This window comes from Streptomyces sp. SPB162, assembly GCF_029504575.1.
Classification (GTDB): Bacteria; Actinomycetota; Actinomycetes; order Streptomycetales; family Streptomycetaceae; genus Actinacidiphila.
In genome coordinates this window covers 1,709,354-1,735,589 of the sequence record NZ_JAQFII010000001.1, presented here as the reverse complement: position 1 = coordinate 1,735,589, position 26,236 = coordinate 1,709,354, and the positions used below count along the sequence as shown (strand labels likewise).

The following is a 26,236-nucleotide window of genomic DNA, read 5'->3' as shown; positions in this document are numbered from 1 at the left end:
GCGGCGGTCGGCCGCCGCATCGGCATTGGCCTGATGAACGGCCTGTGGCGGCCCCGCGTCCTCGGCGCCTGGCGGATACCGGCCCACGGGCCGGTCATCCTGGCGGGCAACCACGCGCACAACGTGGACGGGCCGATGATCATCGGCACGTCCCCGCGGCCCGTGCACTTCCTGGTCAAGAAGGAAGCGTTCATCGGCCCGCTGGACCCGTTCCTGCGCGGCATCGGCCAGCTCGCCGTCGACCGCCACAGCGCCGACCGCACCGCCGTCACCGCCGCGCTCGGCGTACTGGCGCGCGGCGGAGTGCTCGGCATCTTCCCCGAGGGCACCCGCGGGGTGGGTGACTTCGCGGAGCTGCGCTCCGGTCTCGCGTACTTCGCGGTGCGCTCCGGCGCGCCCGTCGTCCCCGTCGCCGTCCTGGGCAGTGCCCGCCAGGGGCGGCTGATAGCCGGGCTGCCACCGCTGCGCAGCCGTATCGACATCGTTTTCGGGGACCCGTTCGAGGCGGGCGACGGAAGCGGCCGACGTACCCGTACGGCGATGGACACCGCCACGTCGCGCATCCAGGAGCGGCTCACCGCGCACCTGGCCCACGCCAAGCAAGCCACCGGCCGCTGATACCGCACCAGGTACGGCAGCCACCACTGTTGATCGACGGAGAAGCTTTCATGGACAACCAGAACGAACACGGCGACGTCGGCGCGCTCGGCGACGACGAGTACGCGGAGTTCATGGAACTCGCGGCCGAGGAGGGCTTCGACCTCGACGAGGTCGCGGGCGACCTGGCGGCGGCGGGCCACGGCCCGCTCCCGGTCCTCGCCGTCGTCGGCCGCCCGAACGTCGGCAAGTCGACGTTGGTCAACCGCATCATCGGCCGCCGCGAGGCGGTCGTCGAGGACCGGCCGGGCGTCACCCGCGACCGCGTCAACTACGAGGCGAACTGGAACGGCCGCCGTTTCCGGCTCGTCGACACCGGCGGCTGGGAGCAGGACGTCCTCGGCATCGACGCCTCCGTCGCCGCCCAGGCCGAGTTCGCGATCCAGGCGTCCGACGCGGTCGTCTTCGTCGTGGACTCCACGGTCGGTGCGACCGACACCGACGAGGCCGTCGTCCGGTTGCTGCGCAAGTCGGGCAAGCCCGTCGTGCTGGCCGCCAACAAGGTCGACGGCCAGTCCGGCGAGGCGGACGCGGCCGCGCTGTGGAACCTGGGCCTGGGCGAGCCGCACGCCGTCTCGTCGCTGCACGGCCGCGGCACCGGCGACCTGCTCGACGCGATCATGGCGGTGCTGCCCGACGCGCCCGCGATGACCTTCGGCGAGGGCCTCGGCGGTCCGCGCCGCATCGCGCTGATCGGCCGCCCGAACGTCGGCAAGTCGAGCCTGCTCAACCGGGTCGCCGGCGAGAACCGCGTCGTCGTCGACAAGGTCGCCGGCACCACCCGCGACCCGGTCGACGAGCTGATCGAACTCGGCGGCATCACCTGGAAGTTCATCGACACCGCCGGTATCCGCCGCCGCGTGCACCTGCAGGAAGGCGCGGACTACTACGCGTCGCTGCGTACCGCCGCCGCGCTGACCAAGGCGGAGGTCGCGGTGGTCCTGATCGACACGACCGAGTCGATCAGCGTCCAGGACACCCGCATCATCACCATGGCCGTCGAGGCCGGGCGCGCCGTCGTCATCGCCTACAACAAGTGGGACCAGATCGACGAGGAGCGCCGCTATTACCTGGAGCGCGAGATCGAGCAGGATCTCGTGCAGGTCCAGTGGGCGCCCCGGGTGAACGTCTCGGCGCTCACCGGCCGCCACATGGAGAAGCTGGTCCCGGCGATCGAGGCCGCCATCGCGGGCTGGGAGACGCGCATCCCCACCGGCCGCCTCAACGCCTTCCTCGGCGAGCTGGTCGCCGGCCACCCGCACCCGATCCGCGGCGGCAAGCAGCCCCGCATCCTGTTCGGGACGCAGGCCGGCACCCGGCCGCCGCGTTTCGTGCTCTTCGCCTCGGGCTTCCTGGAGGCGGGCTACCGGCGCTTCGTCGAGCGCCGGCTGCGTGAGGAGTTCGGCTTCGTCGGCACGCCGATCCAGGTCTCGGTGCGCGTCCGCGAGAAGCGCGGCCGCAACAAGTAGACCCGGCGCGGGGGGAGCGGGCCCGAGCGGCCCGCTCCCCCTGACCGGTCAGAGCCCGTACATCAGAGCCCGTACATGCGGTTGCTGTCGGTGCGGCCCGGCGGCAGCGCCGCGGCCGGACGGTTGCCGCGGTGCCGGCCGGGTGCGGCGTCGTACGGCGGCTGTTCGTGCCACGCCGAGAACGCGTTGAACTGCATGCCCTCCTCGCCGGAGCGGTCGCCCGGCAGGGCGCGGAACAGCCTGCGGTACTCCGAGTAGAGAGCGTCGTAGATCGGCGTGCCCGAGGTGACCCCGGTGGAATCCTGCGCGGTGCGCATCGCCGGAATCTGGCTCTGGTACGGGACTCGGGAGAAGGCGTCAAAGGTGTGCACGTATGTGCCAACGACTGCTAAGCGCCCAAGATGCGGGCAGTGCGGACCAAATGCGGATCTTTGGACGCATGCGAAGGGGCGCGTACGGCTTTCCGTACGCGCCCCTTCGTCATCCCGGCCTCAGCCAGGACAGGCCTCGCCTCGGGCCGTGCGGGCCCCTCAGGTGCCCGAGAGCGGCATCGTCGCGCCCACCAGCAGGCCGCGGGCGGCCGCGCGCTCCAGCGCGTCCCGCATGAGGTCCTCGCGCGGCTGACGGCCGATCGAGTCGGCCGGGGCGGCGTAGACGTACACCTCGTTGGTGCGGCTCACCGCGCCGCGCCAGCCGTCGCTGACCTGCAGCGGCTGGTGCGCCTGCCACCAGGAGACGGCGGGGCCGCCGGTGGCGCTCGGCTGCAGGACCGCGTGCAGCTGGCCCATGGCCAGCAGCACCGACCAGCCGCTCAGGGCGGGCGGCGGCACCGCCACGTCGAGCTGGGGCATGAAGCCCTGCTCGATCATGAGGGGCAGGAAGTCGTCCCCGGCGGCGGTGGATCCCGGGCGGCTGATGGCGCCGGTCGGTTCGACCACCAGGGCCGGCCGGAGCACCCCCTCGACCAGGACGAGCCCGCAGGTGATGCCCAGTACCGCCTGGCGCGGCGTGCCCGTCGTTCCGGTCTCGCGCGCGCCCTCCACCAGGACGGACGCCGTCCCGCCGGCCGCCTCGTCGGCGGCGAAGCTGCGCACCGCGCCCTGGAGCTGCTCCTCCGAGACCGGCACCACCTGGGAGGGGATACAGGTCGCGTGGGCGAAGGCGAGCACCGCGGTCTCGTCGCTGACGAACAGGACGGTGCTGGTGCGCTCGTGGCCGGTGTCGCCGGGGGTGCGGCAGGAGGTGCAGTCGTACGTCCCCGGGGCGTTGTCCCCGGCGAGCAGGCGCGTGGCCTCCTCCTCGCCGATCTCGGCGCGTACCTCGGCGCTGACGTCGAGCATGGGCGGCACGGAGGCCTCCTTGACTGTGCGGCTGCGGGTTGGCGCGCAGAGCGTTCCCCCGCGCACAGTGACAACGGATGACCTGTGGTGAGGGTCACGCTTTGCGGCACATCCGTCCCCGTCTCCGGGTGCGCAGGGTGACCGAGTGCCCGGAGGTACTCACTCCACGTCGAACTTCCGTACGGAGGGAAGTTCCTGCACGCGTGAAGTGGGTCACATGCCGCGTCGCCGTAATACTGATTTACGGTGACAAGTACGCGTCAAACGCCCGGCAAAAATACGTCCTTACTTCGGGTAACCGTCAAGTGGCCTGCAACGAACCGGTTTTGGTTGATTCGGTGCACGCGGGTGTCTAGGTTCTCGGCTCGTGTGCACCGAGCACCGCCCGGGTTCGGACGGGCACCGGCGTTCGACGCGCCGGTGGACGTTCTTGAGGCACGACGGGGAACCCCGGGTCCGTGGAGAGGGAAATCCATGGTCTTGGCCAAGTACCGAGCAATCGCCGTGTTCACCGGCATGGCGGCACTGAGCCCGCTGGCCGTGCTGGCCGCGGGAGGACAGGCCGCCGCGGCCGACAGCGGCGTGTGGGACCGCATCGCCAAGTGCGAGAGCGGCGGCAACTGGCACATCAACACCGGCAACGGCTACTACGGCGGGCTGCAGTTCGCCGCCGGCACCTGGCGGTCCAACGGCGGCACGCAGTACGCCGCGACCGCCGACAAGGCCTCCCGCGAGCAGCAGATCGCCGTCGCGACGAAGGTGCAGCGGTCGAGCGGCTGGGGAGCGTGGCCGGTCTGCGCCCGCCGCGCCGGAGCCTACGGCAGCGCCCCGTCCGCGGGCACCCCCAAGGCGACGCCCCCGAAGACGAAGACGGAACGGCCCAAGGCGCAGCCCCCGAAGACGGAACGGCCCAAGGCGCAGCCGAAGCGCGCCGACGAGCGCTCGAGCCGCAGCCGGGAACGCGCCGCGATCGCGCTCACGGCCGAGGCCGTCGGAGCGCCGCTGGCGATCCGGCCGCCCGCCTGGTGGCCCGCCTGGTGACGCCCCCTCAGGGGCGGCGTACGGCCTGACTCCGAGCCCGGGCGGCTGCTCCGACCGGGTGGGGCGCACGGCGCGCCGCGGGCGGGGGAGGGCGGGAGCGGGCGGGACGTGCTTAGCGTGACCCGCTATGAACGACCTGTCCTCATCTCATCGCATGAACGTATCTGCCGGATGCCGGGTCATGGTTCTCGCGGCGACCGCCGCCACCGTCCTGGCCGCCCTGCTCCCGCTCTCGGCCACGGCCGCCCGCGCCGACGCCCCACCCGGGCGAGGGGGTGACCCGACCACCGCGGCGGCCCGCCGCCCATGCAAGCACCCCGGTGGACACCCCGGCGGCGGCCCGCCCCGCGGTGTGGGACCGTCTCGCGATGTGCGAGAGCAGCGGCGACTGGCACATCAACTCCGGCAACGGCTTCTACGGCGGCCTGCAGTTCTGGCAGCCGACGTGGGAGGAGTTCGGCGGCCTGCAGTACGCGCGGCGGGCCGACCTGGCCACCCCGGCGCAGCAGATCGCCGTCGCGAAGAAGGTCCAGCGCGCCCAGGGCTGGGGTGCCTGGCCGGTCTGCTCCAAGCAGGCGCACCTCAGCGGGCGTGAGCACGTCGTCGTGGCGGGCGACACCCTCGGGGCGCTCGCCGAGAAGTACGCGGTGAGCGGCGGCTGGCAGGAGCTGTACCGGGTCAACAGAAAGGCCGTGGGCCCCGACCCGGACCAGCTCGACATCGGTACGACGCTCGTCATTCCGGACGCTCGGCGGGCTCGCCTGTAAACACCATCCTCCCGTGCCGCACGTCGTGGACCACGGTGGTCGGCGACAGTCCGGGGCCCGGCTCGTCCAGCAGGAAGAGCCGGGCCCGGGCCGGCAGCCCCCGTGACACCGCCGGTATCGTCGTCCCCGGCGGCCGTGAGCGGGCCGAAGGCCGGCCGCCCGTCCGGTATCGGCCCGCCGCCACTTGGCGGGCGCCACCGGGGGAGAGGGGTCCGTTCTTGCTATCGTCCGACTGTCGTCCAAGAACGACGACGGGCGGGAAATCCGCCGGGCACCGGGGGAGACACAAGAACGCATGCGCATCTCATTTCTGATCCACAACGCGTACGGAATCGGTGGCACCATCCGTACGACGTGCAACCTCGCCGGCAAGCTGGCCGAGCGGCACGAAGTGGAGATCGTCTCCGTCTTCCGGCACCTGGACCGGCCGCAGTTCGCCTACGACCCCCGCGTCCGGCTGCGGCACCTGGTCGACCTGCGCAAGAACAGCCAGGACTCCGACCTCGACGACCCCCGGCGTGGCAGCCCCGCCACGGTCTTCCCGGCGTCCGACCGCCGCCACGGCCACTACAGCGCCCTCACCGACGAACGCATCGCCCGCCACCTGGCGCGGCTCGACGCGGACGTCGTCGTCGGCACCCGCCCCGGGCTCAACGTGCACATCGCGCGGCAGGCCCCGCGCACCGTGGTGCGCGTCGCCCAGGAGCACCTCACCCTCGACACCCACTCCACCAAACTCGTCCTGCTGCTGCGCCGGCTCTACCCGCGGCTCGACGCGGTCGTCACCACCACCGCGGCCGATGCCGCCGCCTACCGCCGCCGTATCCCGGGCGTCCGGGTCACGGCGGTGCCCAACAGCGTCCCGGCCGCCGGCGCCGACCCCTCGCCGTGCACGGAACCGGTCGTGGTCGCCGCCGGCCGGCTCGCGCCCGCGAAGTGCTACGACGACCTGATCCGGGCCTTCGCCAAGGTCGCGGCGGAACGGCCGGACTGGACCCTGCGGCTGTACGGCGCGGGCGCCGAACGGCAGAAGCTGGCCGACCTCGTCATCGAGCTTGAGGCGCAGGACGCCGTCCGCCTGATGGGGGGCCGCCTCGCCGTTGGAGCCGGAACTGGCGAAGGCGTCGATCCTGGCCGTCTCCTCCAGCATGGAGTCGTTCGGCATGACGATCGTCGAGGGCATGCGCGCGGGCCTGCCCGCCGTCAGCACCGACTGCCCGCTGGGCCCGCGGGAGATCATCTCCGACGGCGTGGACGGCCTGCTGGTACCGCCGCGCGATCCCGACGCGATGGCCGCCGCGCTGCTGCGGCTGATCAACGACGACGACCTGCGCGCGGCGATGGGCCGCGCGGCGTCGGTCAAGGGCGAGCAGTACGACCCGGACCGCATCGCCCGACTGCACGAGACGCTCTTCCAGCGGCTGCTCGACGACCGGGCCCGGCCCGGCGGCCGCGGGCGCGCCGCCGTGCTGTCGGCCGGCGGTCAGGTGCTGGGCGCCGCGTACACCCTCGGCGACGTGGCGCTGGCGGCGGGACGCAAGGCGCGGCGCACGCTCAGGAAGTGACGGCCGTCGGTCACTGCTCCTCGCGCGCCGCCACCTCCGGGTGGTGCAGATCGAAGGCGGGGGATTCGGAGCGGATCCTCGGCAGCGTCACGAAGTTGTGCCGCGGCGGCGGGCAGGAGGTGGCCCACTCCAGGGACCGGCCGAAACCCCACGGATCGTCCACCTCCACCGGCACGCCGTATTTCGCCGTCCTCCAGACGTTGTAGAGGAACGGCAGCGTCGACATGCCCAGCAGGAAAGCACCGATCGAGGAGATCGTGTTGAGCGTCGTGAATCCGTCCGCCGCCAGGTAGTCGGCGTACCGGCGCGGCATTCCCTCGACACCCAGCCAGTGCTGGACCAGGAACGTCGTGTGGAATCCGAGGAAGAGCGTCCAGAAATGGATCTTCCCCAGCCGCTCGTCGAGCATCTTCCCGGTGAACTTCGGCCACCAGAAGTAGAACCCGGCGAACATCGCGAAGACCACGGTCCCGAAGACGACGTAGTGGAAGTGCGCCACGACGAAGTACGTATCGCTGACGTGGAAGTCCAGTGGCGGCGAGGCGAGGATGACCCCGGTCAGGCCGCCGAACAGGAAACTGACCAGAAAGCCGACGGCCCACAGCATCGGCGTCTCGAAACTCAGCGACCCGCGCCACATCGTGCCGATCCAGTTGAAGAACTTGACCCCGGTCGGTACCGCGATGAGGAACGACATGAACGAGAAGAACGGCAGCAGCACGGCGCCGGTCACGAACATGTGGTGCGCCCAGACGACGACCGACAGTCCGGTGATCGCCATCGTCGCGCCGATCAGTGCCGTGTATCCGAAGATCGGCTTCCGGGAGAAGACCGGGATGATCTCGGAGATGATGCCGAAGAACGGCAGCGCGATGATGTAGACCTCGGGATGGCCGAAGAACCAGAACAGGTGTTGCCACAGCAGAGCCCCGCCGTTCGCCGGTTCGAACACCAGCGAGCCGAACCGCCGGTCCGCCTCCAGCACCAGCAGCGCCGCCGCCAGCACCGGGAACGCGATGAGCACCAGGATCGACGTGAAGAGCACGTTCCAGGTGAAGACCGGCATCCGGAACATCGTCATGCCCGGCGCGCGCATCCCGATGATGGTGGTCAGGAAGTTCACCGCGCCCAGGATCGTGCCGAAACCGGCGAGCGCCAACCCCATGATCCACATGTCGGCGCCGATTCCGGGCGAGCGCGTCAGGCTGTTCAGCGGCGCGTAGGCGAACCAGCCGAAGTCCGCGGGACCGCCGGGGACCAGCAGGCTCCCCATGACGATCAGGCCGCCGAACAGGAACAGCCAGTAGGAGAACATGTTCAGCCGGGGAAAGGCGACGTCCGGCGAACCGATCTGCAACGGCATGATCTCGTTGGCGAAACCGGCGAAGGTCGGAGTCGCGAAGAGCAGCAGCATGATCGTGCCGTGCATCGTGAACGTCTGGTTGAACTCCTCGTTGGTGATCAATTGCAGTCCGGGGCGCGCGAGTTCCGCGCGCATCAGGAGTGCCATCACCCCCGCCGCCAGGAAGAACCCGAATGACGTGATCAGATAGAGATGGCCGATCTTCTTGTGATCGGTCGTGGTGAGCCAATCCACCACCAACCGCCCCGGCTGCCGTTCCCGCACCGGTTCCGGTGCCGCCTCCTTCGCCGGTGCCGCCATGGGGCGCTCCCTTTCTGTCGGACACCTGTGAGCCATCCGGGCAGGAGCCCATCATGCTCGTCCATATGACCAACACGCGAGAGTGCGTAGGCGATCTGGCCGAGTCGGTTCCGCCGCAGTAGCGTGCGCGGCATCAGCTCTCCGCGCTGTTACGGCACCGCTGTCGCGGCATGGCCGGCACGCCATGGCCGGAACGGCATCCGCTCTCGGCATCATCGAAGGAGCAGGCTCATGACGGTTTATCAGCCCCCCGGAAACTCTGGCAGCCCCGCCTCCTTCCCCTCCCGCTACGAGAACTGGATCGGCGGCGAATGGACCGCTCCGGTCGGCGGAAAGTACTTCGAGAACCCGACGCCGGTCACCGGCCGGGCGTTCGTCGACATAGCCCGTTCCACCGCCGCCGACGTCGAACTCGCCCTGGACGCGGCGCACTCGGCGGCACCCGCGTGGGGGAGCACCGCACCCGCCGAGCGGGCGGCGGTCCTCAACCGCGTCGCCGACCGGATGGAGCAGCACCTCACGGAACTGGCCGTCGCCGAGGTCTGGGACAACGGCAAGCCGGTCCGTGAGGCGCTGGCCGCCGACCTGCCGCTGGCGATCGACCACCTCCGGTACTTCGCGGGTGTGCTGCGCGCCCAGGAGGGGTCGATCTCGCAGATAGACGAGGACACCATCGCCTACCACTTCCAGGAGCCGTTAGGAGTGGTCGCGCAGATCATCCCCTGGAACTTCCCGATCCTGATGGCGATCTGGAAGCTCGCCCCGGCGCTCGCGGCCGGCAACTGCGTGGTCCTCAAGCCGGCCGAACAGACCCCGGCCTCGATCATGTACCTGATGGATCTGATCCAGGACCTCATCCCGCCGGGCGTCGTCAACATCGTCAACGGCTTCGGCACCGAGGCCGGCAAGCCCCTCGCCTCCAGCCCCCGCGTCGCGAAGGTCGCCTTCACCGGCGAGACCACCACCGGCCGGCTGATCATGCAGTACGCGAGCCAGAACATCATCCCGGTCACGCTCGAACTCGGCGGCAAGAGCCCGAACATCTTCTTCGCCGACGTCGCGGCCGCCCCCGACGAGTTCTACGACAAGGCCCTCGAAGGCTTCACGATGTTCGCCCTCAACCAGGGCGAGGTCTGCACCTGCCCGTCCCGCGCCCTCATCCAGGCCCCGATCTACGACAGCTTCCTCGGCGACGCCCTGGAGCGCACCCGCTCGATCCGGCAGGGCAACCCCCTCGACACCGGCACGATGATCGGCGCCCAGGCCAGCAACGACCAGCTGGAGAAGATCCTCTCCTACATCGACATCGGCACCGCCGAGGGCGCCAAGCTCCTCATCGGCGGCGAACGCCTGGACCTCGGCGGCGACCTCTCCGGCGGCTACTACGTGGCCCCGACGATCTTCGAGGGCGACAACAGCATGCGGATCTTCCAGGAGGAGATCTTCGGCCCCGTCGTCTCCGTGACCCGCTTCGACGAGCTCGACGACGCAGTCTCCCTCGCCAACGACTCGCTCTATGGCCTCGGCGCCGGCGTCTGGACCCGCGACATGAACACCGCTTTCCGCGCCGGCCGCGCCATCCAGGCCGGCCGCGTATGGACCAACTGCTACCACGCCTACCCGGCCCACGCGGCCTTCGGCGGCTACAAGAACTCCGGCATCGGCCGCGAGAACCACAAGGTGATGCTCGACCACTACCAGCAGACCAAGAACCTGCTGGTCAGCTACAGCCCGAACGCGCTGGGCTTCTTCTAGCCGGTCACGGGGGCCACCGGGGCGCGGGTCGGGTACGAGACAGGGACGGTGAAGCATGGATGTGACCAACCGGGTCGAGGTGACCGGGGCGGCGGCGGAACTGTTGCGGCGGCTGGCCGACGAGCACGGTCCGCTGATGTTCCACCAGTCCGGCGGGTGCTGCGACGGCAGCTCACCGATGTGCTACCCGGCGGGGGAGTTCCTGACCGGCGACTCGGACGTGCACCTGGGGGACCTGGGTGTGGCGGGCATGGAACCGGTGCCCGTGTGGATGGCCCGGGACCAGTTCGCGTACTGGAGCCATACGCATCTGACGATTGACGTGGTGCCGGGGCGGGGGAGCGGTTTTTCTCTGGAGGCGCCGACGGGAAATCGCTTCCTTATCCGCTCCCGACTGTTGACCGATGAGGAGTTGAAGGCATTGCGGACATGATGTGTGCGAGCCATGCGCATCATGTGCCGACAGTGGATTAACCGTTTTCCGAACATTTCCGCGAGGGGCCGGACGCCTCTGCGGATTTGTGACAGAAGCGTGACGATCAACGATGAGCGCTGCCCATCGCGCCTTCCCCGATGTGGGTCCCGTGCTTACGGTGGGGGTATGGCATCGATACCGACACCTGGATCACGGCCGCCGGAAGACCCCGGCAAGGCCTACGTGGGACTGCCCCAGGACGAGGCCGAGCGGCGTGCGCGAGAGCGCGGCTGGACCGCGGTCCGGTCGCTCCCCGAAGGGGCGATCATCACCATGGAGTATGTCGAGGGGCGGCTGAACTTCAGCGTCGCGGACGGCCGGGTGACGCGCTGCTGGCAGGGGTGACACCGGCCCCGGAGCGCAGCCACGGCGCCGGACAGGCCCCAAAGGGGCGGGAACGGCCGGAAATCGACGGGAGGCCTCGCGGACCGGTGGAACGGTCCGCGAGGCCTCCTCGTCGTTGTCCGGCCTAGCCGCCTGCCGGGCCGCGGCCGCGCGCCTGCTGGTGGGCGAGCGGGACGGGGCGGGCGGGGCGTTCGACGGGCGGCCGGCGGCTGCCGGTCGGGGTGACCGGGGTGCGCTCGTGGCGGGCGGCCGGCGGCCGTCCCGGGGCGTGCGGCGTGGTGACCGGATGGGCGCCCGTGGCGGCGCCGACGGGTTCCAGGGCGGGCTGGACGCCCTCCTTGGAGGTGCGCTGCGTCACCAGGCCGGGGCGCTGCCCGAGCGCCGGAACCGGGGCGGGAGCCAGGCCGGAACCGCTCCACAGCCGGTTCCAGACGGCCACCAGGAACTCCTCGGCCCACACGATCGCGGGCTCGAACCAGGGCAGCGCGAGCAGCACCAGCAGGCCGGCGGCCCAGCCCAGCAGGACGTCGCTGACCCAGTGGGTGCCGAGGTAGATGGTCGTCATGCCGACCCCGAGGGCCAGCAGTGCGGCGACGACGGAGGCCCACCGGCGCACCCGTGGCGTGGTGGCCAGATAGGCCAGAACGCCCCAGGTCACGACCGCGTTGGCGGTGTGTCCCGAAGGAAATATATCGCCGCCGGCGAAGAGTTCAGGCGATCCCACGGTGGTGGCGTAGTGCGGGCCGAGCCTGCCGAGCCCGTACTTCACGGCGCCGACGGTGATGTTCAGCAGCAGGAGGGAGGCACCGAGCGCCAGCATCGGGTGCAGGCTGCGCTGCCGCCAGGCGCGCCAGCCCAGCCAGGCCGCGACCATCACCGCTGTCGGACCGCGCTGCCCCAGGACCACGAAGTAGTCCAGGGCCGCGTGGATCTGGGGCCACTGCTTGTAGGGGCGCCACAGCATGACCTGCCAGTCCAGCGTCACCAGTTTCGAGGAAGTGACGACGCCCGCGACGATGGCCACGTAGACCGCAAGCGTCGAGCCGAACAGCCAGAGGCGTGTTCGGCTCATACGCGGAAGGTCGCGTGTGGTCGGGTACTCCGCCGGTCGGTGGAGCTTCTCATCGGTTCGCACCGAATCGACGTTACAGCGTGTGACAGCAGTGCTCGGCCGAACGGACTGCTTTGTAATGACGATGTGATGTGGAGTGCGTCTCACCCGTTCCATTGCCACTCACACAATCCGCGAAAATCAGTGAACTCTGGATTTTATGTTCGGGTGTCGATACTCACATCACAACCGCCTTTTTATCGGCTATTACCCTCAGGGTCGCACCGCGTTTCCCGGCCGAATGACGGGGCGTCACGGTGATCATGGGGTGGGGGACGTGCGATAGCGTTTGGGCCGCCCCGGCGGCAGACGCGTGACCTGGGCCTTCGGCCCGCACCGGCTGACGACCGCTTGTCGAACCGCCCGACGAACCAGAGGAGCAACGCCGTGGTCCGCCCCGGGAGGCAGCCGGCACTCGTCGTCGCCGTCGTGTTCACCGCGGCGGCGGTCGTCCAACAGGTCCTGCTGGCCGTCGGCGTCGGCGGCCCGCTGCCCGGGTGGCAGCCCCTGCCGTTCCTTCTGGTGGCCGCTCCCGCGTGGTTGCTGGCCCGCCCCTGGGCGACGGCCGGGCGCAAGCCGCCCTACGTGCTGTCCCGGCCGGCGGTCCAACTGCGCCGACTCCCGTCCTGGGCGCCGCCGGCCGCCGTGCTCGCAACGGCCGCCCTGGTCTGGGCCGCGCTGCAGGACCAGGAGCCGTACCTCGGGCACGAGGAGGCGGTCTACGCCGACAAGGCGCGGTCCTGGGCGGACGGCACCCCGGACGCCGGGTGGGGCACCTACCGGCCGATCGGACTGCCCGTGCTGGGCCGGATCGCGCTGGCGCTGGGTGACACGGTCGGTGCGGTCAGGGCGGTGGCGCTCGTCCTGGCACTCTTCACCCTCACCGCCACCTACGTCGTCGCCGCCCGCTGGACGACCCCGCGCCGGGCGGCCGTTGCCGCGCTGCTGGTCCTGGGTGGGCTGGGATTCCTGCGCCGGCTCCCCGAGTTCCTCAACGACATCGGCTCCACCGGCCTGTTGCTGATCGTGGTGTACCTGCTGACGAGGGCGCAGGAGAAACCCTCCTCGCGCGCCCTGCTGTGGGTGCCGCCCTTCGCCCTGGCCGCGTTCTACCTGCGCTACGGCGTCGCCGGCAACCTCGTCGCGATCGCGATCGCCGCCGTCGCCGCGTACGGGCCGCGCGCCTGGCTGGCGCAGCGCCGCCGGCTGGTCGTGGCGGCGGCCGTCTTCCTCGCCGGCCTGGTGCCGCACTTCGTCTACGCCACGAAGGTCGCCGGTTGGCCGCTGGGGCTGGTCTTCTCCGCGACCTCGCACGCGAACCGCGCCTACGTGGGCGACGGCCTCGTCTACTACCTCGGCATCTTCCCGTACCGGCTGGCCGGCGACCTCGGCGCGGTGGTGATGGCGGCCGGGCTCTACGCGGCGGGCGCCGCCCTGCGGCGGCGCCGGAGCACCGGGACCGAGGGCCGGACGGCCCGGCGGACGGTCTTCCTCGGGTCGACGGCCGTGCTCGTCATCGTCCTGCTCGGGCTGGCGACCGACGGGGAGCCGCGCTTCATCTACCTGTCGGTGGTGCTGCTCACCATCCTCGGCGTGCAGGCCGTCGCCGAGCTGGCCGGCCGCTGGTCCGCGCACGTCCTGACCGCCGTGGCGCTGCTCGCCGCCGTCACCGTCCCGGCGACCGCCATGTCGGTGGCGCACGGGGCGATGCCCGCGCCGAACGCTGAACGGGAGTCGACGGTCCCGGTGGCGGAACGTCTCGCCTCGGACCGTCCGTGCCTGCTGGTCACCGGGTACGAACCGGAGATGGGCTGGTACTCGGGGTGCGACGCGATCACCTACGCCCAGGCCGCGGAAGCCGGCTTCCCGGCGGGGACCGAGGTGAGCCTCGTCCTCTTCCGGCACGGCCGGCTGCAGCCCGGCGCCGCCGCGCTGCGCGAACTCATCGGCGGCCACTCCACCACCACCCGCACCATCCGCACCACCGGTTCGCTGGGCACCGCCACCGTCATCACGCTGCGCTGAGACCCGCACCGGAACCGCGCTGAGCTTCGCACTGAGCCCTGCCCGACCCGCTCCCGGCCCAGGCATCCCAAGGCCCCTCCCCACCGCCTCCGGAGCGGGGCATTCCGTCAAGGTGAGGTGGGCCACATGACCAGTCCTCCACCTGGCGTACTCTGACGTCTCACTCGCCTTCACCGCCGGTCAACCGGAATGGTGTAGCGACGTCCAGTTCCGAGGTAGTGAGAGCACCCCGCTGGGAGGTACGTAGATGACTGGGACGACAACGGTCGGCTCGGTGAGGCCGACGGCCGTCCCACCGCATCAGCGTCCGGCCGGGCGGTGGACCGTCCTCGTGGTGCTCTGCGTGAGCCTGCTGCTCGTCGCGCTCGACGCGACCGTGCTGCACGTCGCGGTCCCCGCGCTCACCGAGGACCTGCACCCCGGCGCGATACAGCTGCTGTGGATCGTGGACGCCTATCCGCTCGTCGCCGCCTCGCTGCTGATCCTCTTCGGCACCCTCGGCGACCGCGTCGGCCGCCGCCGGATCCTGCTGATCGGCTACGGGCTCTTCGGCGTCGCCTCGGCCCTCGCCGCGTTCGCCACCGGCGCGCACCTGCTCATCGCGGCCCGGGCGCTGCTCGGGGTCGGCGGCGCCATGATCATGCCAGCGACGCTGTCGATCCTGCGCCAGGTCTTCCCCGACCGCCGCGAGCGCGCGGTCGCCATCGGGGTGTGGAGCGCGGTCGCCGCGGTGGGCGCCGCGATAGGACCCGTGCTCGGCGGCTTCCTCGTCGAGCACTTCTGGTGGGGGTCGGTCTTCCTCATCAACATCCCGCTGATGGCCGTGATCCTGCCCCTCGCACGCTGGCTGCTGCCCGAGTCCAAGGGCGAGGGCTGCGGCCCGTGGGACGTGCTCGGCGCCCTCATGGCGGCGTTCGGCGTCCTCGGCGTGGTCCTCGGGGTCAAGCGCCTCGGCGGCGGCGCGAGCCCGCTTGAACTCGGGGCGATCGGCCCCGTCGTGGTCGGCGCGGTGCTGCTGGTGCTGTTCGTACGCCGGCAGAAGCGCCGCGAACACCCCCTCATAGACATCGGCATGTTCGCGCGCCCGACCTTCAGCACCTCCGTCGGCTGCATCGTCCTGGCCATGCTCGCGCTCGTCGGCCTCGAACTGATAGCCGTGCAGTACCTGCAACTGGTACTCGGCCTCAGCCCCTTCGCGACCGGGCTCCGGCTGCTGCCGCTGACGTTCGCCGCGATGGCGGCCGGACTGTGCGGCTCGCGCCTGCTGCACCGGTTCGGTCCGCGCACGATGGTCGGCACCGGCTTCGTGCTCACCGCCGTCGCCGTCCTGTCCCTGATCCTCATGGGTCAGACCGACCGGCCGATGCTGCTCACCGGCGCTTTCGTCCTGCTCGGCTTCGGTCTGGAGACCACGATCTTCGGGGCGTACGAGTCCATGCTGAGCGAAGCCCCCGCCGCCCAGGCGGGCGGCGCCGCGGCCATCGGCGAGACCTCCTACCAACTCGGCGCGGGCATGGGCATCGCGCTGCTCGGCAGCGTGATGAACGCCGCGTACGGTCCGGGCGTGGCGCACGTCCCCGGGGTGTCGGCCGCCGACGGCGCCGCCGCCGGGAACTCGCTCGGCGAGGCGTACGACGTCTCCGGCCGGCTCGGCGGTCCGGCGGGAGCCGCGCTGCGGCAGGCCGCCCGGCACTCCTTCGTGAACGGGCTGCACGTCACGCTCGTCGTCAGTGCGGGGCTGCTCCTGCTGGGCGCGCTCGCCGCGCTCCGGCTGCCGCGGGTGATGGACTGCGGCGCCCTCCTGGCGAAAGCGGAGGGAGCCGGGGTGCCCGCCGGCGAGCTCGGGCCATCCCTCACGGCGGAACACCCGGACCATCCGGAGCACCACGAACGCCACCCGCTGCCCGCACAGCACCACGCGCCCGACGCCGAACGACTGGTGTCCACGGGCGAACAGCAGACGGGTCTTTACGTGGCGGGTGCACGCACGTAGCGTCGTCCCCGACCTTCGTAGATCCCCTCGTAGCTCACCCAGGAGACCGCCATGTCCGGGAGCGCGCTGCCGCCGTTCGACCCGTACGACCCGCTCGGGATCGACGATCTGCTCAGTGACGAGGACCGCGCGGTGCGCGCGACCGTCAGGGACTGGGCCGCGGACCGCGTCCTGCCGTACGTGGCCGACTGGTACGAGGCCGGCGAGCTGCCCGCCATCCGGGAACTCGCCCGCGAACTCGGCTCGATCGGCGCGCTGGGCATGTCCCTCACCGGCTACGGCTGCGCGGGCGCCAGCGCCGTCCAGTACGGCCTGGCCTGCCTGGAGTTGGAGGCGGCCGACTCCGGGATCCGCTCGCTCGTCTCCGTGCAGGGATCACTGGCGATGTACGCCATCCACCGCTTCGGCTCCGAGGAGCAGCGTCAGGAGTGGCTGCCGCGGATGGCCTCCGGCGAGGTCATCGGCTGCTTCGGTCTCACCGAGCCCGACCACGGCTCGGACCCGGCCGGGATGCGCACCTACGCCAAGCGCGACGGTGGGGGCACCTCCCGGACGGAGTCCGGGGGAGACTGGGTGCTCAACGGCCGCAAGATGTGGATCACCAACGGCTCGGTGGCCGGCGTCGCGGTGGTCTGGGCCCACACGGAGGACGGCATCCGCGGCTTCGTCGTCCCCACCGACACCCCTGGCTTCTCCGCGCCGGAGATCAAGCACAAGTGGAGCCTGCGCGCCTCCGTCACCAGCGAACTCGTCCTGGACGACGTGCGGTTGCCGGCCGACGCCGTACTCCCGGACGGCGCCGGCCTCAAGGGCCCGCTCAGCTGTCTGAACCACGCGCGCTACGGCATCGTCTGGGGCGCGATGGGCGCGGCCCGCAGCAGCTTCGAGTCGGCGCGGGAGTACGCGAAGACCCGCGAGCAGTTCGGCCGGCCCATCGGCGGCTTCCAGCTCACCCAGGCCAAACTCGCCGACATGGCGGTCGAACTGCACAAGGGCATCCTCCTCGCCCATCACCTCGGCACGCGGATGGACGCCGGGCGGCTGCGTCCGGAGCAGGTCAGCTTCGGCAAGCTCAACAATGTGCGCGAGGCGATCGAGATCTGCCGCACGTCACGCACCATCCTGGGCGCCAACGGCATCTCGCTGGAGTACCCGGTGATGCGGCACGCGACCAACCTCGAGTCCGTGCTCACCTACGAGGGCACCGTGGAGATGCACCAGCTGGTCCTGGGCAAGGCACTCACCGGACTCGACGCCTTCCGGTGAGCCCGCTCGGCCGGTTCAGGCCGATCCGAGCCGGTCGGACCGGCGGAACATCCGGGACGGGTTCCGGCGCGGTGGATGGGCGTCAGGGGTGGTGAACGTGTAGCCGGCCTCGATCAGCCGTGGCAGGTAGCTCTTCAGCGCGGCCACCGTCTGCGAGCGGTCGCCGCCGCTGCCGGGCGCGGGATCGTCGTCGCCGCCCTCGGTGCCGTCGTGGTTCAGCACGATGGCGCCGGTGGTCGCACCGGCGAGGACCCGGTCGGCGATGGTGTCGGAGCCGGGGTTGGCCCAGTCCGTCGGGTCCACCGACCAGGAGATCGGGCGCAGCCCGAGGTCGCCGCAGACGGCCAGGGAGGCGTCCGCGAATTCGCCGTAGGGGGCACGGAACAGCACCGGCGTCCGTCCGCCGATTTCCGTGACGGCGTCCTGGGTGCGCTGGATCTGGTCGCGCACGTCCGCGGCGGACAGCTCGCCGAGATGGGGGTGGGACCAGGTGTGGTTGCCCAGCACGTGCCCCTCCGCGGCGATGCGGCGGACGACGTCCGGGTACCGACCGACGTTGTCGCCGCACACGAAGAACGTCGCACGGACGCCGTGGTCGCGCAGGACGTCCAGCACCTGCGGCGTGTACTGCGGACTGGGGCCGTCGTCGAAGGTGAGGGCCATGGCCTGGGGACCGGCGTCGAGGACGCTTTCAGGTACGGGGACCTGCCGGGCCCGCGCGGCCGCCGGCGCCGCGGCCCCGAGGCCGAGCAGTGCCGCGGCGCTCACGGCCAGGAAGCGGCGGCGGGGCAGCGAACAGGGAGTCTGTGGCATGGAAACATCTTGTGCGGGGCGACGGCCCGGCTCGGTGATGGACGCGCCGGTGTGGTCAGCGGCGTCCGCGGCCGGTCGGACACACGGTTTCACCGCCGGGCCGCCTGGGGGTCGTCCGAGGGTGACCAAGGACTACCCACGACCGTTGACGACGGCTCCCAGGCTGCTCACAGCGTTGTCCATACCGTGCTTCCGTGGTGCTGAGCGTGGTTGATCAGTTCTGGTTGAAGAAGCCGTCCGCGCCGCGCTTGGACTCGGCGTTGAGGACCATGTAGTCGGCGGGGGTCAGCAGGAAGACACGGGTGGCGATGCGCTCGATCGAGCCGCGAAGCCCGAAGGTGAGGCCGGCCGCGAAGTCGACGACGCGCTTGGCGTCGGTCGACTCCATACCCGTGAGATTGACGATCACCGGGACACCCTTGCGGAAGAGTTCGCCGATGCCGCGGGCGTCCCGGAATCCGTCCGGGGTCACCGTGGCGATCTGGCGGCCCTGTTCCTCGGCCGTCTCGCTCGCCACCTGGACCCTGGGGTCGGTCACCCAGGTGTCACCGCGCTCGGACCCCTCGCCGTAGTCGGCGTACTCCTCGTCGTAGTAGCTTTCGTCGCCGTTGTCGTCGACGAGGCCCAGCCAGGCACTCGCTCGTCGAACCGAACCCATGGACGCCTCCTTTCACACACGGTCTTATCGCCCGTACCCCTATGGTCGTCCATGATGCCGATGATGCGCCAAGCGGATAGCCGCCACCCAGGGGACTTGTGACGGTACTGGTGCACAAAATAGGTGTCGGGGAGTCAGGTAGCCATAGGCGTACGGAAGGTGACGAAGTGATGGGAGCGCTCCCCCCTTCCGGGTGACGCGGCGCGGCCGGACGGCGGTACGCCGGTCATGAGATCGTTCCATCGGTAGCATGTCGGGCCGATCGTATGATGAAGTCGCTGGGGGAGCGTTGTTCGGAATTATCAGGCCGTGTCGCCACCGGATGTCGGAGGGACTCGCCACTTCCTGGATGGCGCACCTGTGCGGGCTGTGCCTCGCGTTGCGCGACGACCACGGGCAACTGGCCCGGATCGCCACCAACTACGACGGCCTGATCATCTCGGCGCTGGTCGAGGCCCAGGTCCCGGGCGCGGAGGCGTCCGCGAAGTGGCGGCGGACCGCCGGGCCCTGCCCGTTGCGCGGGATGCGCACCGCGCCGGTGGCGACGGGTGAGGGCGCGCGACTGGCCGCCGCCGTCTCGCTCGTGCTGGCGTCGGCGAAGATGCGCGACCACATCGACGACCGGGACGGCGCCATGGCGCGGCGGCCGGTCGCGGCCGCGGCGCGGACCGTCGCCCGGCGCTGGGACCGGGCCGGGGCGCGGACCGGCGGCGGGCTCGGCTTCGACACGGCCGTGCTGGTGGACGCGGTGGACCGGCAGAGCGGGATCGAGGCGCTGGCCAGGACGGGTACCCCGCTGCTGACCGTCACCGAGCCGACCGAGACGGCGACCGCGGCCGCCTTCGGCTACACGGCGGTCCTCGCCGGACGGCCCGGGAACCGCGCGCCCTTGGAGGAGGCCGGCCGGCTCTTCGGACGGCTGGCGCACCTGCTGGACGCGGTCGAGGACCAGCCGGCCGACGCCGCTTCGGGCGCGTGGAACCCGCTGACGGCGACGGGCACCGGTCGCGACGAGGCGCGGCGGCTCTGCGACGACGCGGTCCGCGGGGTGCGGCTGGCGCTGAAGGACGCCGAGTTCACCGACGGCGGCCTCGTGCACGTCCTGCTCGCCCACGAACTGCGGCGCTCGGTGGACCGCGCCTTCGGCGGCTCCTGCGCGCACGCCCACCCCGACGCGCTCGACGCCCGGGGTCCGGACGGGTCGCGACCGGCCGGGTCTCCGCAGCTGAGCGGGAATCCGTACAGTCCGGGCCAGAGCCCTTACGCGCCCGGCGGGCCGGGCTTCCCGCCGAACAACTTCCCGCCGCCCGAGCCGCCGCGCCGGCGGGGGCTGATCGTCGGGTGCGCGATGTGGAGCGCCCTGTGCTGCACCTGCCAGCTGTGCTGCCGCGACCACTACGACGATCCGTGGAACGGCAGGCGCCGCGAGGGCTGGTGCTCGAACTGCGACTGCGACTGCTGCGATGCGTGCGATTGCTGTGATGGGTGCGACTGCTGCGATTGCGGTTGTGACTGCGGCTGTTGAGTGTTCCTCAACGCCAGTGCCTGAACGATTCCGCAGAGCGGAGCGGGGTCCTTCTCGAACTCGAAAGGTGCGTACGAGGGAGGGAGAGAAGGCGGTGCGCGTACGTGAAGGAAGACCGGGCTGGCGGGAGAGCTGCGGAAGAGCCGGGGAGGGCCCGAGGTGGAGCGGCCGCGGCGGCGCGGTGCGCGCGGGGCGGGGGCGGAGCCAGGGCCGGCCGGGCAGGCCCTAAGAGGTCAGCGACAACAAGAGGACGACCACACCCGACCGAAGTCGATGTGGTCGCGGGTCACCAACTGACAGCTGCGCATGCGGCCAGTGGAACAGCCGCCGTCCCCATCCGTCAACCACGCTGAGACGCGATGCCCACCAGGTGGACATGCTTGACAGTGGGTGACGCCGGGGGATTAGCCTCGGGCAAGGTCGTGACGGCCCGGCCGCGTTGAGGGACGCGGCGTGCGTGAAGGCAACTCCCGTGCTCCTTCTGTGTGTCCACGGAGTCTCCGCATGTCACCAACCCCTCCGAGCCATCGGCCCATCCGCCCGCTGCACCTGGCCTTCGCGATCGACGGATGGGAGCAGCACCGGGAACGGTACGAGGTCGCGCACTACGTCGAACTCGCCCGGCTCGCCGAGTCCGGCGCACTGGACTTCGTCACGCTCGACGACGCGCCGGCTCCGGCCGACGGCAGTGCGGGAGGACTCGACGCGCTCGCCGTCCTCACGCAGGCAGCGCCCGCCACCGACCGGATCGGCCTGGTGGCGGCCGTCACCGCCGCGCACCCCGGGCCGGTCCCCGCTCCGGCGGGGATCGTGCTCCTCGACCGGATCAGCCGGGGCCGGGCCGGCTGGACGCCGCTGGTCCCGGACGCCGGGACGGCGGACGCGCCCGCCCCGCCGCGGGACGGTCCGGTGGACGTCACCGGGCTCCATGACGTGGCGTCAGCCGGAGCGGAGCCGGCGGAGGGGTGGCCGGTGGTCGCGGTCGACGCGACGCTGGAGGCACCGCGCGAGACGGCCGCGCGGCACGCGGACGTGGCGTACGTACGGGTCGGCGGCCCGCACTCCGAGCGGCTGGCGTACGAGGCCCCGCACCGACCTGCGCCGCCGGGCGGCCGCGTACGGCCGGGACCCGGACCGGCTCACGGTCCTGGCGTCGCTCGCCGTCGAGCTGTTCGATCCGGCCGACGCCGTGGTCCTCGCCGACCTGTTCGGCGACTGGCACCGCGACGGCATCACCGACGGTTTCCACGTACGGCCCGCCGATCCGCGGCGGGATCTGGACCGACTGGTGAACGCGACGGTGCCCGTGCTCCAGCAGCGTGGGCTGTTCCGCCGCTTCCAACCGGGGACGACCCTGCGCGAACACCTCGGTCTCGACCGGCCGGTGCGCCGTGTGGTGAACCGGCCGGTGAACCGACCGGTCAGCAGTGCGGAGGACCGTTCGGTCGGATAACGCCGCCGATGATCCGGACGGACCAATTCCGGCCACTTCCGATCCCGTCGCCGGAGGGCAGCCGCCGACCGGAGGACGGGGCGCACGACGCCGCGCGGGCATCTCGGCCTGCGGCAGCCGCTATGGAAGGTTGATGACCATGAGTTATGAGACTGAGCAGGACTGGAAGAACTGGCGCGAGCGGCGCGCCGAGTCGGTCGCCGCACCGTACGGGCCACTGGCCCTGACCGGCACGTACTGGCTCGCCGATACCGAGGACGGGAGGATCCCCGGGCTGCCGGGGGAGTGGCGGGAGCAGGACGGCTCGGTGGTACACCACAACGACGGGGTCCTCGGACGGCTGGAACCCGAGGGCGAGCCGGTCCTGTTCGGCGAGAAGCGGATCGTGGCGATTGACCGCGAGGGGCTGCTGGCCATCCGGATCTGGGACCCGGCCGCGCAGGCCCGGCGTGATTTCGCGGGGATCGACGTGTTCGACCACGACGACCGGTGGGTGCTGCCCGCGGTCTTCCGGCCGTACCCCGAGGGCCGCGCCGTGCTGGTGCCGCACGCCGACGGCCGGGAGCGCGGACTCGGCGTCAGTGGCGAACTGACGTTCACCGTGGACGGCGCCGAGCACGCGCTCGCGGTGGCGGTCGAGGAGGACGGCACGCTCTGGGGCGTCATCGCCGACGCGACCAGCGGAAGGAGCAGCTACCGCTTCCGTTTCCTGCGGACGCCCGCGCCCGCCGCGGACGGCCGCGTGGTGCTGGACTTCAACCGGACGCTGCTCCCGCCGTGCGCCTTCGCCGACGCGTTCGTGTGCCCCTTCCCGCCGCCCGGCAACACGCTGCCGTTCGCCCTGGAAGCGGGCGAGAGCCGCGTTCTCAGCACCTGAGCCACGGCGGCCGAGCCGTTGCCGGCCCGGGTGCGCTCCGGTGCCCCGTCGGGTGCGCGGGGCGCCTTCGTGTCGGTCCGGCGCGGCCGAAAGGCGCCCTTGTGCCTTCCGCGCGGGCTCTGAATACTCCCGTCCAGTGCTTGTCAGGGTCACGTCGAGTTCGTTAATCGGTGCGACACGGGCAGGCCGAGCTGACCTCCACCCCCCACAGGAGGAACAAATGAAGATCACCCGACGCGCCGGCCTGCTCGCTGTGACGTCCGGCCTGGTGGCCGTCACCGCGCTCACGCTGCCCGCCGCCAACGCCGCCCCCACGGCGACGGCATCCCCGGAGGCCGCGGCAGCGGTCGCCACGTCGCTCGGCGCCACCACCACCGCGGGCAGCTACTACGACGCGGCGACGAAGACCACCGTCGTCAACGTCACCTCGGCCAGTGCGGCCGACGCCGTACGCGCCGCCGGAGCGACGCCCAGGACGGTCCGGTTCAGCTCGGCCGTTCTCGACAAGGCCGGCGAGGCCGCCAGGTCCACCGACATCGCGGGCACGGCGTGGTCCGTCGACCCGCTGACCGACAAGCTCGACGTGAGCGTCGACAGCCGGGTGACCGCCGCCCAGCTGGCCCGGCTCACGAAGGCCACCGCGGGCTACGGCGACGCCGTGACCATCCACCGAGTGGCCGGGAAGTTCAGCAAGCTGCTCTCCGGCGGCGACGCCATCTACACCAGCCAGTGGCGCTGCTCCATCGGCTTCAACGTCCGCAGCGGCAGCACGTACTACTTCCTCACGGCGGGCCACTGCACCGAGGGCTACCCGGCCTGGACCACATCGGGCGGCACCTCCATCGGCCCGACCACCGGCAACAGCTTCCCGAACAACGACTACGGGATCGTCCGCTACGACAACAGCTCGGTCGCGCACGCGGGGGCGGTCGGCAGCCAGGACATCGCCAGCGCCGGCAACGCCTACGTCGGTGAGTCCGTCAAGCGCCGCGGCTCCACCACCGGCATCCACAGCGGCTCGGTGACCGGGCTCAACGCCACCGTCAACTACGGCGGCGGCGACGTTGTCTACGGCATGATCAAGACCAACGTCTGCGCCGAGCCCGGCGACAGCGGCGGCTCGCTCTACAACGGCTCCATCGCCGTCGGCCTCACCTCGGGCGGCAGCGGAAACTGCTCCTCCGGCGGGACGACGTACTTCCAGCCGGTCACCGAAGCGCTCAGCGCCTACGGGGTCAGCGTCTACTGACGCCGGCACCACCGACAGCTGCGACGGCCCGCAGCGGACGGAACGGAGCCCCCGCCGACCTGCCGGCGGGGGCTCCGCCGTGCGCGCGGACCGCCGGCGCATGCGGTCAGTGGCTGTCCGCGACGGCTGGCAGACTGACCGCATGTTGGAGACCTCGGCGCGTCTGCTGCGTCTGCTCTCGCTCCTGCAGTCCCGGCGGGACTGGTCAGGACCCGACCTCGCGGAACGCCTGGACGTCACCGCCCGAACGGTGCGCCGTGACGTCGACCGGCTGCGGACCCTCGGCTACCCGGTGCACGCCGCACCCGGCACGGCCGGCGGCTACCGGCTCGGCGCGGGTGCCGCGCTGCCGCCGCTGCTCCTGGACGACGAGGAGGCCGTCGCCGTCGCGCTGTGCCTGCGCACCGGCGTGGGCGGCACAGTCGCCGGGATCGAGGAGGTCTCCGTCCGGGCGCTGTCCAAGCTGGAACAGGTGCTCCCGTCGCGGCTGCGGCACCGCGTCCAGGCCATGCAGGCGATCACCGTCCACGCGCCGGCGCGCGGCCGGACGACCGTCGGCCAGGACGTGCTGACCGTCATCGGCGCGGCCTGCCGTGACCGCGAGCGGCTGCGCTTCGACTACAGCGACCACAGCGGCGCCTCCAGCCGCCGCACGGTCGAGCCGCACCGCCTGGTCAACCACGGGCGCCGCTGGTACCTGCTCGCCTGGGACACCGACCGCGAGGACTGGCGGATCTTCCGCGTCGACCGGATCGCCCCCAAGACCCCCGGAGGGCCGCGCTTCACCCCGCGCGAGCCGCCGGAGGACGCGGCCACGTACGTCGCCAAGGGCGTCACCACCCGGGGCTACCGCCACCAGGCGCGGGTCGTCCTGCACATGTCGGCCGAGGAGGTCGCCGACTTCGGCTGGACGGGCTTCGGCACGATCGAGGCGATCGACGACAGCACCTGCGAGTTGCGGACGGGCGCCGAGTCCCTCGACGCCCTCACCGTCTTCATCGCCATGCTCGGCGCCGAGTTCGAGGTGCGCGAGCCGCCCGAGCTCGCCGACCGGCTGAGAGCGGTGGCATCGCGGATGCTGCGCGCCGTGGACCGGACGCCGCCGGCCTGACCGGCGGGGCGCCGTCGCCCCGCGCGGCTCCCGCGCCCCCTCCGTGCGCCACCGCCCCCGTACGACCGGAGCCCGGCAGGGGTTCCGGCAGTACGCTGGAGGCACTGCACGTGCATACGGCAGGGGGCCGAAATGATCGTGGAGCTGGTGTTCGCAGGCCTCGCGGCCGGGGCCGTCTACGTGGCGGCCGCGTCCCGGGTGGTGCGACAGTACGAGCGCGGTGTGGTGCTGCGGCTGGGCCGGCTCAAATCGGAGCCCAAGGCCCCCGGTTACACCATGATCATTCCGTTCGTCGACCGGCTGCGGAAGGTCAATCTGCAGATCGTCACGATGCCCGTGCCGGGGCAGGACGGCATCACCCGCGACAACGTCTCCGTCAAGGTGGACGCGGTCGTGTACTTCAAGGTGATCAATGCCGTGGACGCCGTCATCCAAGTCGAGGACTACCGCTTCGCGGTGTCCCAGGTCGCCCAGACCTCGCTGCGCTCGATCATCGGCAAGAGCGATCTGGACGAGCTGCTGTCGAACCGGGAGAAGCTGAACGAGGGCCTGGAAGTGATGATCGACAGCCCGGCGCTGGGCTGGGGCGTGCAGATCGACCGGGTCGAGATCAAGGACGTGTCGCTGCCGGAGGCGATGAAGCGGTCCATGTCCCGGCAGGCCGAGGCGGAGCGCGAACGGCGCGCCCGCATCATCAACGCGGACGCCGAACTGCAGGCGTCGAAGGTGCTGGCCCAGGCCGCCCTGCAGATGGAGGACAATCCGTCGGCCCTGCAACTGCGGTTGCTGCAGACGGTGGTGGCGGTCGCGGCCGAGAAGAACTCGACGCTGGTGCTGCCCTTCCCGGTCGAGCTGCTGCGCTTCCTGGAGCGGGCGGCGCCGACGCCCGCCGCGCCGGCCGCTCCCGCGCCGGCCGCTCCCGCCGCCGAGACCGCGGCCGTACCGCCCGCCCCTGATCCCGCGCCCGTCTCTCCGCCGGTGTCCACGCCGGTCCCGATCGAGGGCAACCCGCCGGCCCGGAACGGCGAGTGACGACCGCCCCGACCCGCACGCGCGCTCGCGCCGTTCCGTCCTGCCG

At 71.5% G+C, this 26,236-nt stretch carries 21 protein-coding genes and 2 pseudogenes; 17 read left to right on the top strand and 6 right to left on the bottom strand.

All coding sequences use genetic code 11. From position 1 onward, the window contains the following. Positions 1 to 33: 33 nt before the first annotated feature. Both M2266_RS08060 and der read left to right on the top strand, forming a co-directional pair. On the top strand, positions 34 to 618 hold the full coding sequence (locus tag M2266_RS08060; protein ID WP_277441104.1) for a lysophospholipid acyltransferase family protein: 585 nt from the start codon (positions 34 to 36) through the stop codon (positions 616 to 618). Between the two features lie 50 nt (positions 619 to 668). After that, a complete protein-coding gene (gene der / locus M2266_RS08055) occupies positions 669 to 2,126 on the top strand; it encodes a ribosome biogenesis GTPase Der (protein ID WP_277437544.1) in 1,458 nt (485 codons plus the stop codon). A 62-nt stretch (positions 2,127 to 2,188) separates the two neighbouring features. Here der and M2266_RS08050 read toward each other — a convergent pair whose 3' ends face one another. Together M2266_RS08050 and M2266_RS08045 are read right to left on the bottom strand one after the other, a co-directional pair. Next, on the bottom strand, positions 2,189 to 2,443 hold the full coding sequence (locus M2266_RS08050; protein ID WP_277437543.1) for a hypothetical protein: 255 nt from the start codon (positions 2,441 to 2,443) through the stop codon (positions 2,189 to 2,191). Between the two features lie 213 nt (positions 2,444 to 2,656). After that, the gene (locus tag M2266_RS08045) at positions 2,657 to 3,475 is read right to left on the bottom strand and encodes a hypothetical protein (RefSeq protein ID WP_277437542.1); all 819 of its coding nucleotides are present in this window, start codon (positions 3,473 to 3,475) and stop codon (positions 2,657 to 2,659) included. 465 nt (positions 3,476 to 3,940) lie between these two features. Here M2266_RS08045 and M2266_RS08040 point away from each other — a divergent pair, with 465 nt between their 5' ends. From M2266_RS08040 to M2266_RS08030, 3 genes and pseudogenes are all read left to right on the top strand, one after another. Further along, on the top strand, positions 3,941 to 4,507 hold the full coding sequence (locus tag M2266_RS08040; protein ID WP_277437541.1) for a transglycosylase family protein: 567 nt from the start codon (positions 3,941 to 3,943) through the stop codon (positions 4,505 to 4,507). A 320-nt stretch (positions 4,508 to 4,827) separates the two neighbouring features. Further along, entirely contained in the window at positions 4,828 to 5,274 is a 447-nt protein-coding gene (locus tag M2266_RS08035; protein WP_277441103.1) for a transglycosylase family protein, read from the top strand. A 295-nt stretch (positions 5,275 to 5,569) separates the two neighbouring features. After that, positions 5,570 to 6,839 (top strand): annotated as a pseudogene (locus M2266_RS08030) (glycosyltransferase). A gap of 10 nt (positions 6,840 to 6,849) precedes the next feature. Here M2266_RS08030 and ctaD read toward each other — a convergent pair. Next, on the bottom strand, positions 6,850 to 8,502 hold the full coding sequence (gene ctaD / locus M2266_RS08025) for a cytochrome c oxidase subunit I (protein ID WP_277437540.1): 1,653 nt from the start codon (positions 8,500 to 8,502) through the stop codon (positions 6,850 to 6,852). 231 nt (positions 8,503 to 8,733) lie between these two features. Here ctaD and M2266_RS08020 point away from each other — a divergent pair, with 231 nt between their 5' ends. The 3 genes from M2266_RS08020 (at position 8,734) to M2266_RS08010 (ending at position 11,077) form a co-directional block, all read left to right on the top strand. Further along, complete coding sequence (locus M2266_RS08020) at positions 8,734 to 10,257, top strand: aldehyde dehydrogenase family protein (RefSeq protein WP_277437539.1); 1,524 nt, start codon at positions 8,734 to 8,736, stop codon at positions 10,255 to 10,257. A 61-nt stretch (positions 10,258 to 10,318) separates the two neighbouring features. After that, positions 10,319 to 10,690 (top strand): DUF779 domain-containing protein, encoded by a 372-nt coding sequence (locus M2266_RS08015; RefSeq protein WP_277437538.1) that lies wholly within the window; start codon positions 10,319 to 10,321, stop codon positions 10,688 to 10,690. Between the two features lie 168 nt (positions 10,691 to 10,858). Continuing rightward, entirely contained in the window at positions 10,859 to 11,077 is a 219-nt protein-coding gene (locus M2266_RS08010; protein WP_277437537.1) for a proteinase inhibitor I78, read from the top strand. A gap of 124 nt (positions 11,078 to 11,201) precedes the next feature. On the opposite strand, the gene M2266_RS08005 is transcribed toward M2266_RS08010, so the two are convergent. Further along, positions 11,202 to 12,149 carry a phosphatase PAP2 family protein gene (locus M2266_RS08005; RefSeq protein WP_277437536.1) on the bottom strand — a complete coding sequence of 316 codons (948 nt, stop codon included), beginning with the start codon at positions 12,147 to 12,149 and terminating at the stop codon, positions 11,202 to 11,204. 426 nt (positions 12,150 to 12,575) lie between these two features. Here M2266_RS08005 and M2266_RS08000 point away from each other — a divergent pair, with 426 nt between their 5' ends. From M2266_RS08000 to M2266_RS07990, 3 genes are all read left to right on the top strand, one after another. Continuing rightward, positions 12,576 to 14,213, top strand: coding sequence for a glycosyltransferase family 39 protein (locus M2266_RS08000; protein WP_277437535.1), 1,638 nt, complete (start codon positions 12,576 to 12,578; stop codon positions 14,211 to 14,213). 247 nt (positions 14,214 to 14,460) lie between these two features. Then, positions 14,461 to 16,206: an MFS transporter gene (locus M2266_RS07995; protein ID WP_277437534.1), complete on the top strand. Its 1,746-nt coding sequence runs from the start codon at positions 14,461 to 14,463 to the stop codon at positions 16,204 to 16,206. A 51-nt stretch (positions 16,207 to 16,257) separates the two neighbouring features. Beyond that, positions 16,258 to 17,472: an acyl-CoA dehydrogenase family protein gene (locus tag M2266_RS07990; RefSeq protein WP_277437533.1), complete on the top strand. Its 1,215-nt coding sequence runs from the start codon at positions 16,258 to 16,260 to the stop codon at positions 17,470 to 17,472. A 15-nt stretch (positions 17,473 to 17,487) separates the two neighbouring features. Here the strand turns inward: M2266_RS07990 and M2266_RS07985 are convergent, their stop codons facing one another. Both M2266_RS07985 and M2266_RS07980 read right to left on the bottom strand, forming a co-directional pair. Next, a complete protein-coding gene (locus M2266_RS07985) occupies positions 17,488 to 18,285 on the bottom strand; it encodes a polysaccharide deacetylase family protein (RefSeq protein WP_277437532.1) in 798 nt (265 codons plus the stop codon). Positions 18,286 to 18,499: 214 nt separating this feature from the next. Beyond that, complete coding sequence (locus tag M2266_RS07980; protein ID WP_269269243.1) at positions 18,500 to 18,943, bottom strand: cell division protein SepF; 444 nt, start codon at positions 18,941 to 18,943, stop codon at positions 18,500 to 18,502. Positions 18,944 to 19,232: 289 nt separating this feature from the next. Here M2266_RS07980 and M2266_RS07975 point away from each other — a divergent pair, with 289 nt between their 5' ends. The 6 genes and pseudogenes from M2266_RS07975 (at position 19,233) to M2266_RS07950 (ending at position 26,190) form a co-directional block, all read left to right on the top strand. Next, the gene (locus M2266_RS07975) at positions 19,233 to 20,468 is read left to right on the top strand and encodes a DUF5685 family protein (RefSeq protein ID WP_277437531.1); all 1,236 of its coding nucleotides are present in this window, start codon (positions 19,233 to 19,235) and stop codon (positions 20,466 to 20,468) included. Positions 20,469 to 21,029: 561 nt separating this feature from the next. Continuing rightward, positions 21,030 to 21,921, top strand: a pseudogene (locus M2266_RS07970) (LLM class flavin-dependent oxidoreductase). A 133-nt stretch (positions 21,922 to 22,054) separates the two neighbouring features. Continuing rightward, positions 22,055 to 22,798, top strand: coding sequence for a DUF1684 domain-containing protein (locus M2266_RS07965; protein ID WP_277437530.1), 744 nt, complete (start codon positions 22,055 to 22,057; stop codon positions 22,796 to 22,798). A gap of 220 nt (positions 22,799 to 23,018) precedes the next feature. Further along, on the top strand, positions 23,019 to 24,047 hold the full coding sequence (locus tag M2266_RS07960) for a S1 family peptidase (protein ID WP_277437529.1): 1,029 nt from the start codon (positions 23,019 to 23,021) through the stop codon (positions 24,045 to 24,047). Between the two features lie 142 nt (positions 24,048 to 24,189). Then, complete coding sequence (locus M2266_RS07955; RefSeq protein ID WP_277437528.1) at positions 24,190 to 25,158, top strand: YafY family protein; 969 nt, start codon at positions 24,190 to 24,192, stop codon at positions 25,156 to 25,158. Positions 25,159 to 25,290: 132 nt separating this feature from the next. Continuing rightward, positions 25,291 to 26,190 carry a slipin family protein gene (locus tag M2266_RS07950; protein WP_277437527.1) on the top strand — a complete coding sequence of 300 codons (900 nt, stop codon included), beginning with the start codon at positions 25,291 to 25,293 and terminating at the stop codon, positions 26,188 to 26,190. The last annotated feature ends 46 nt before the right edge of the window (positions 26,191 to 26,236 follow it).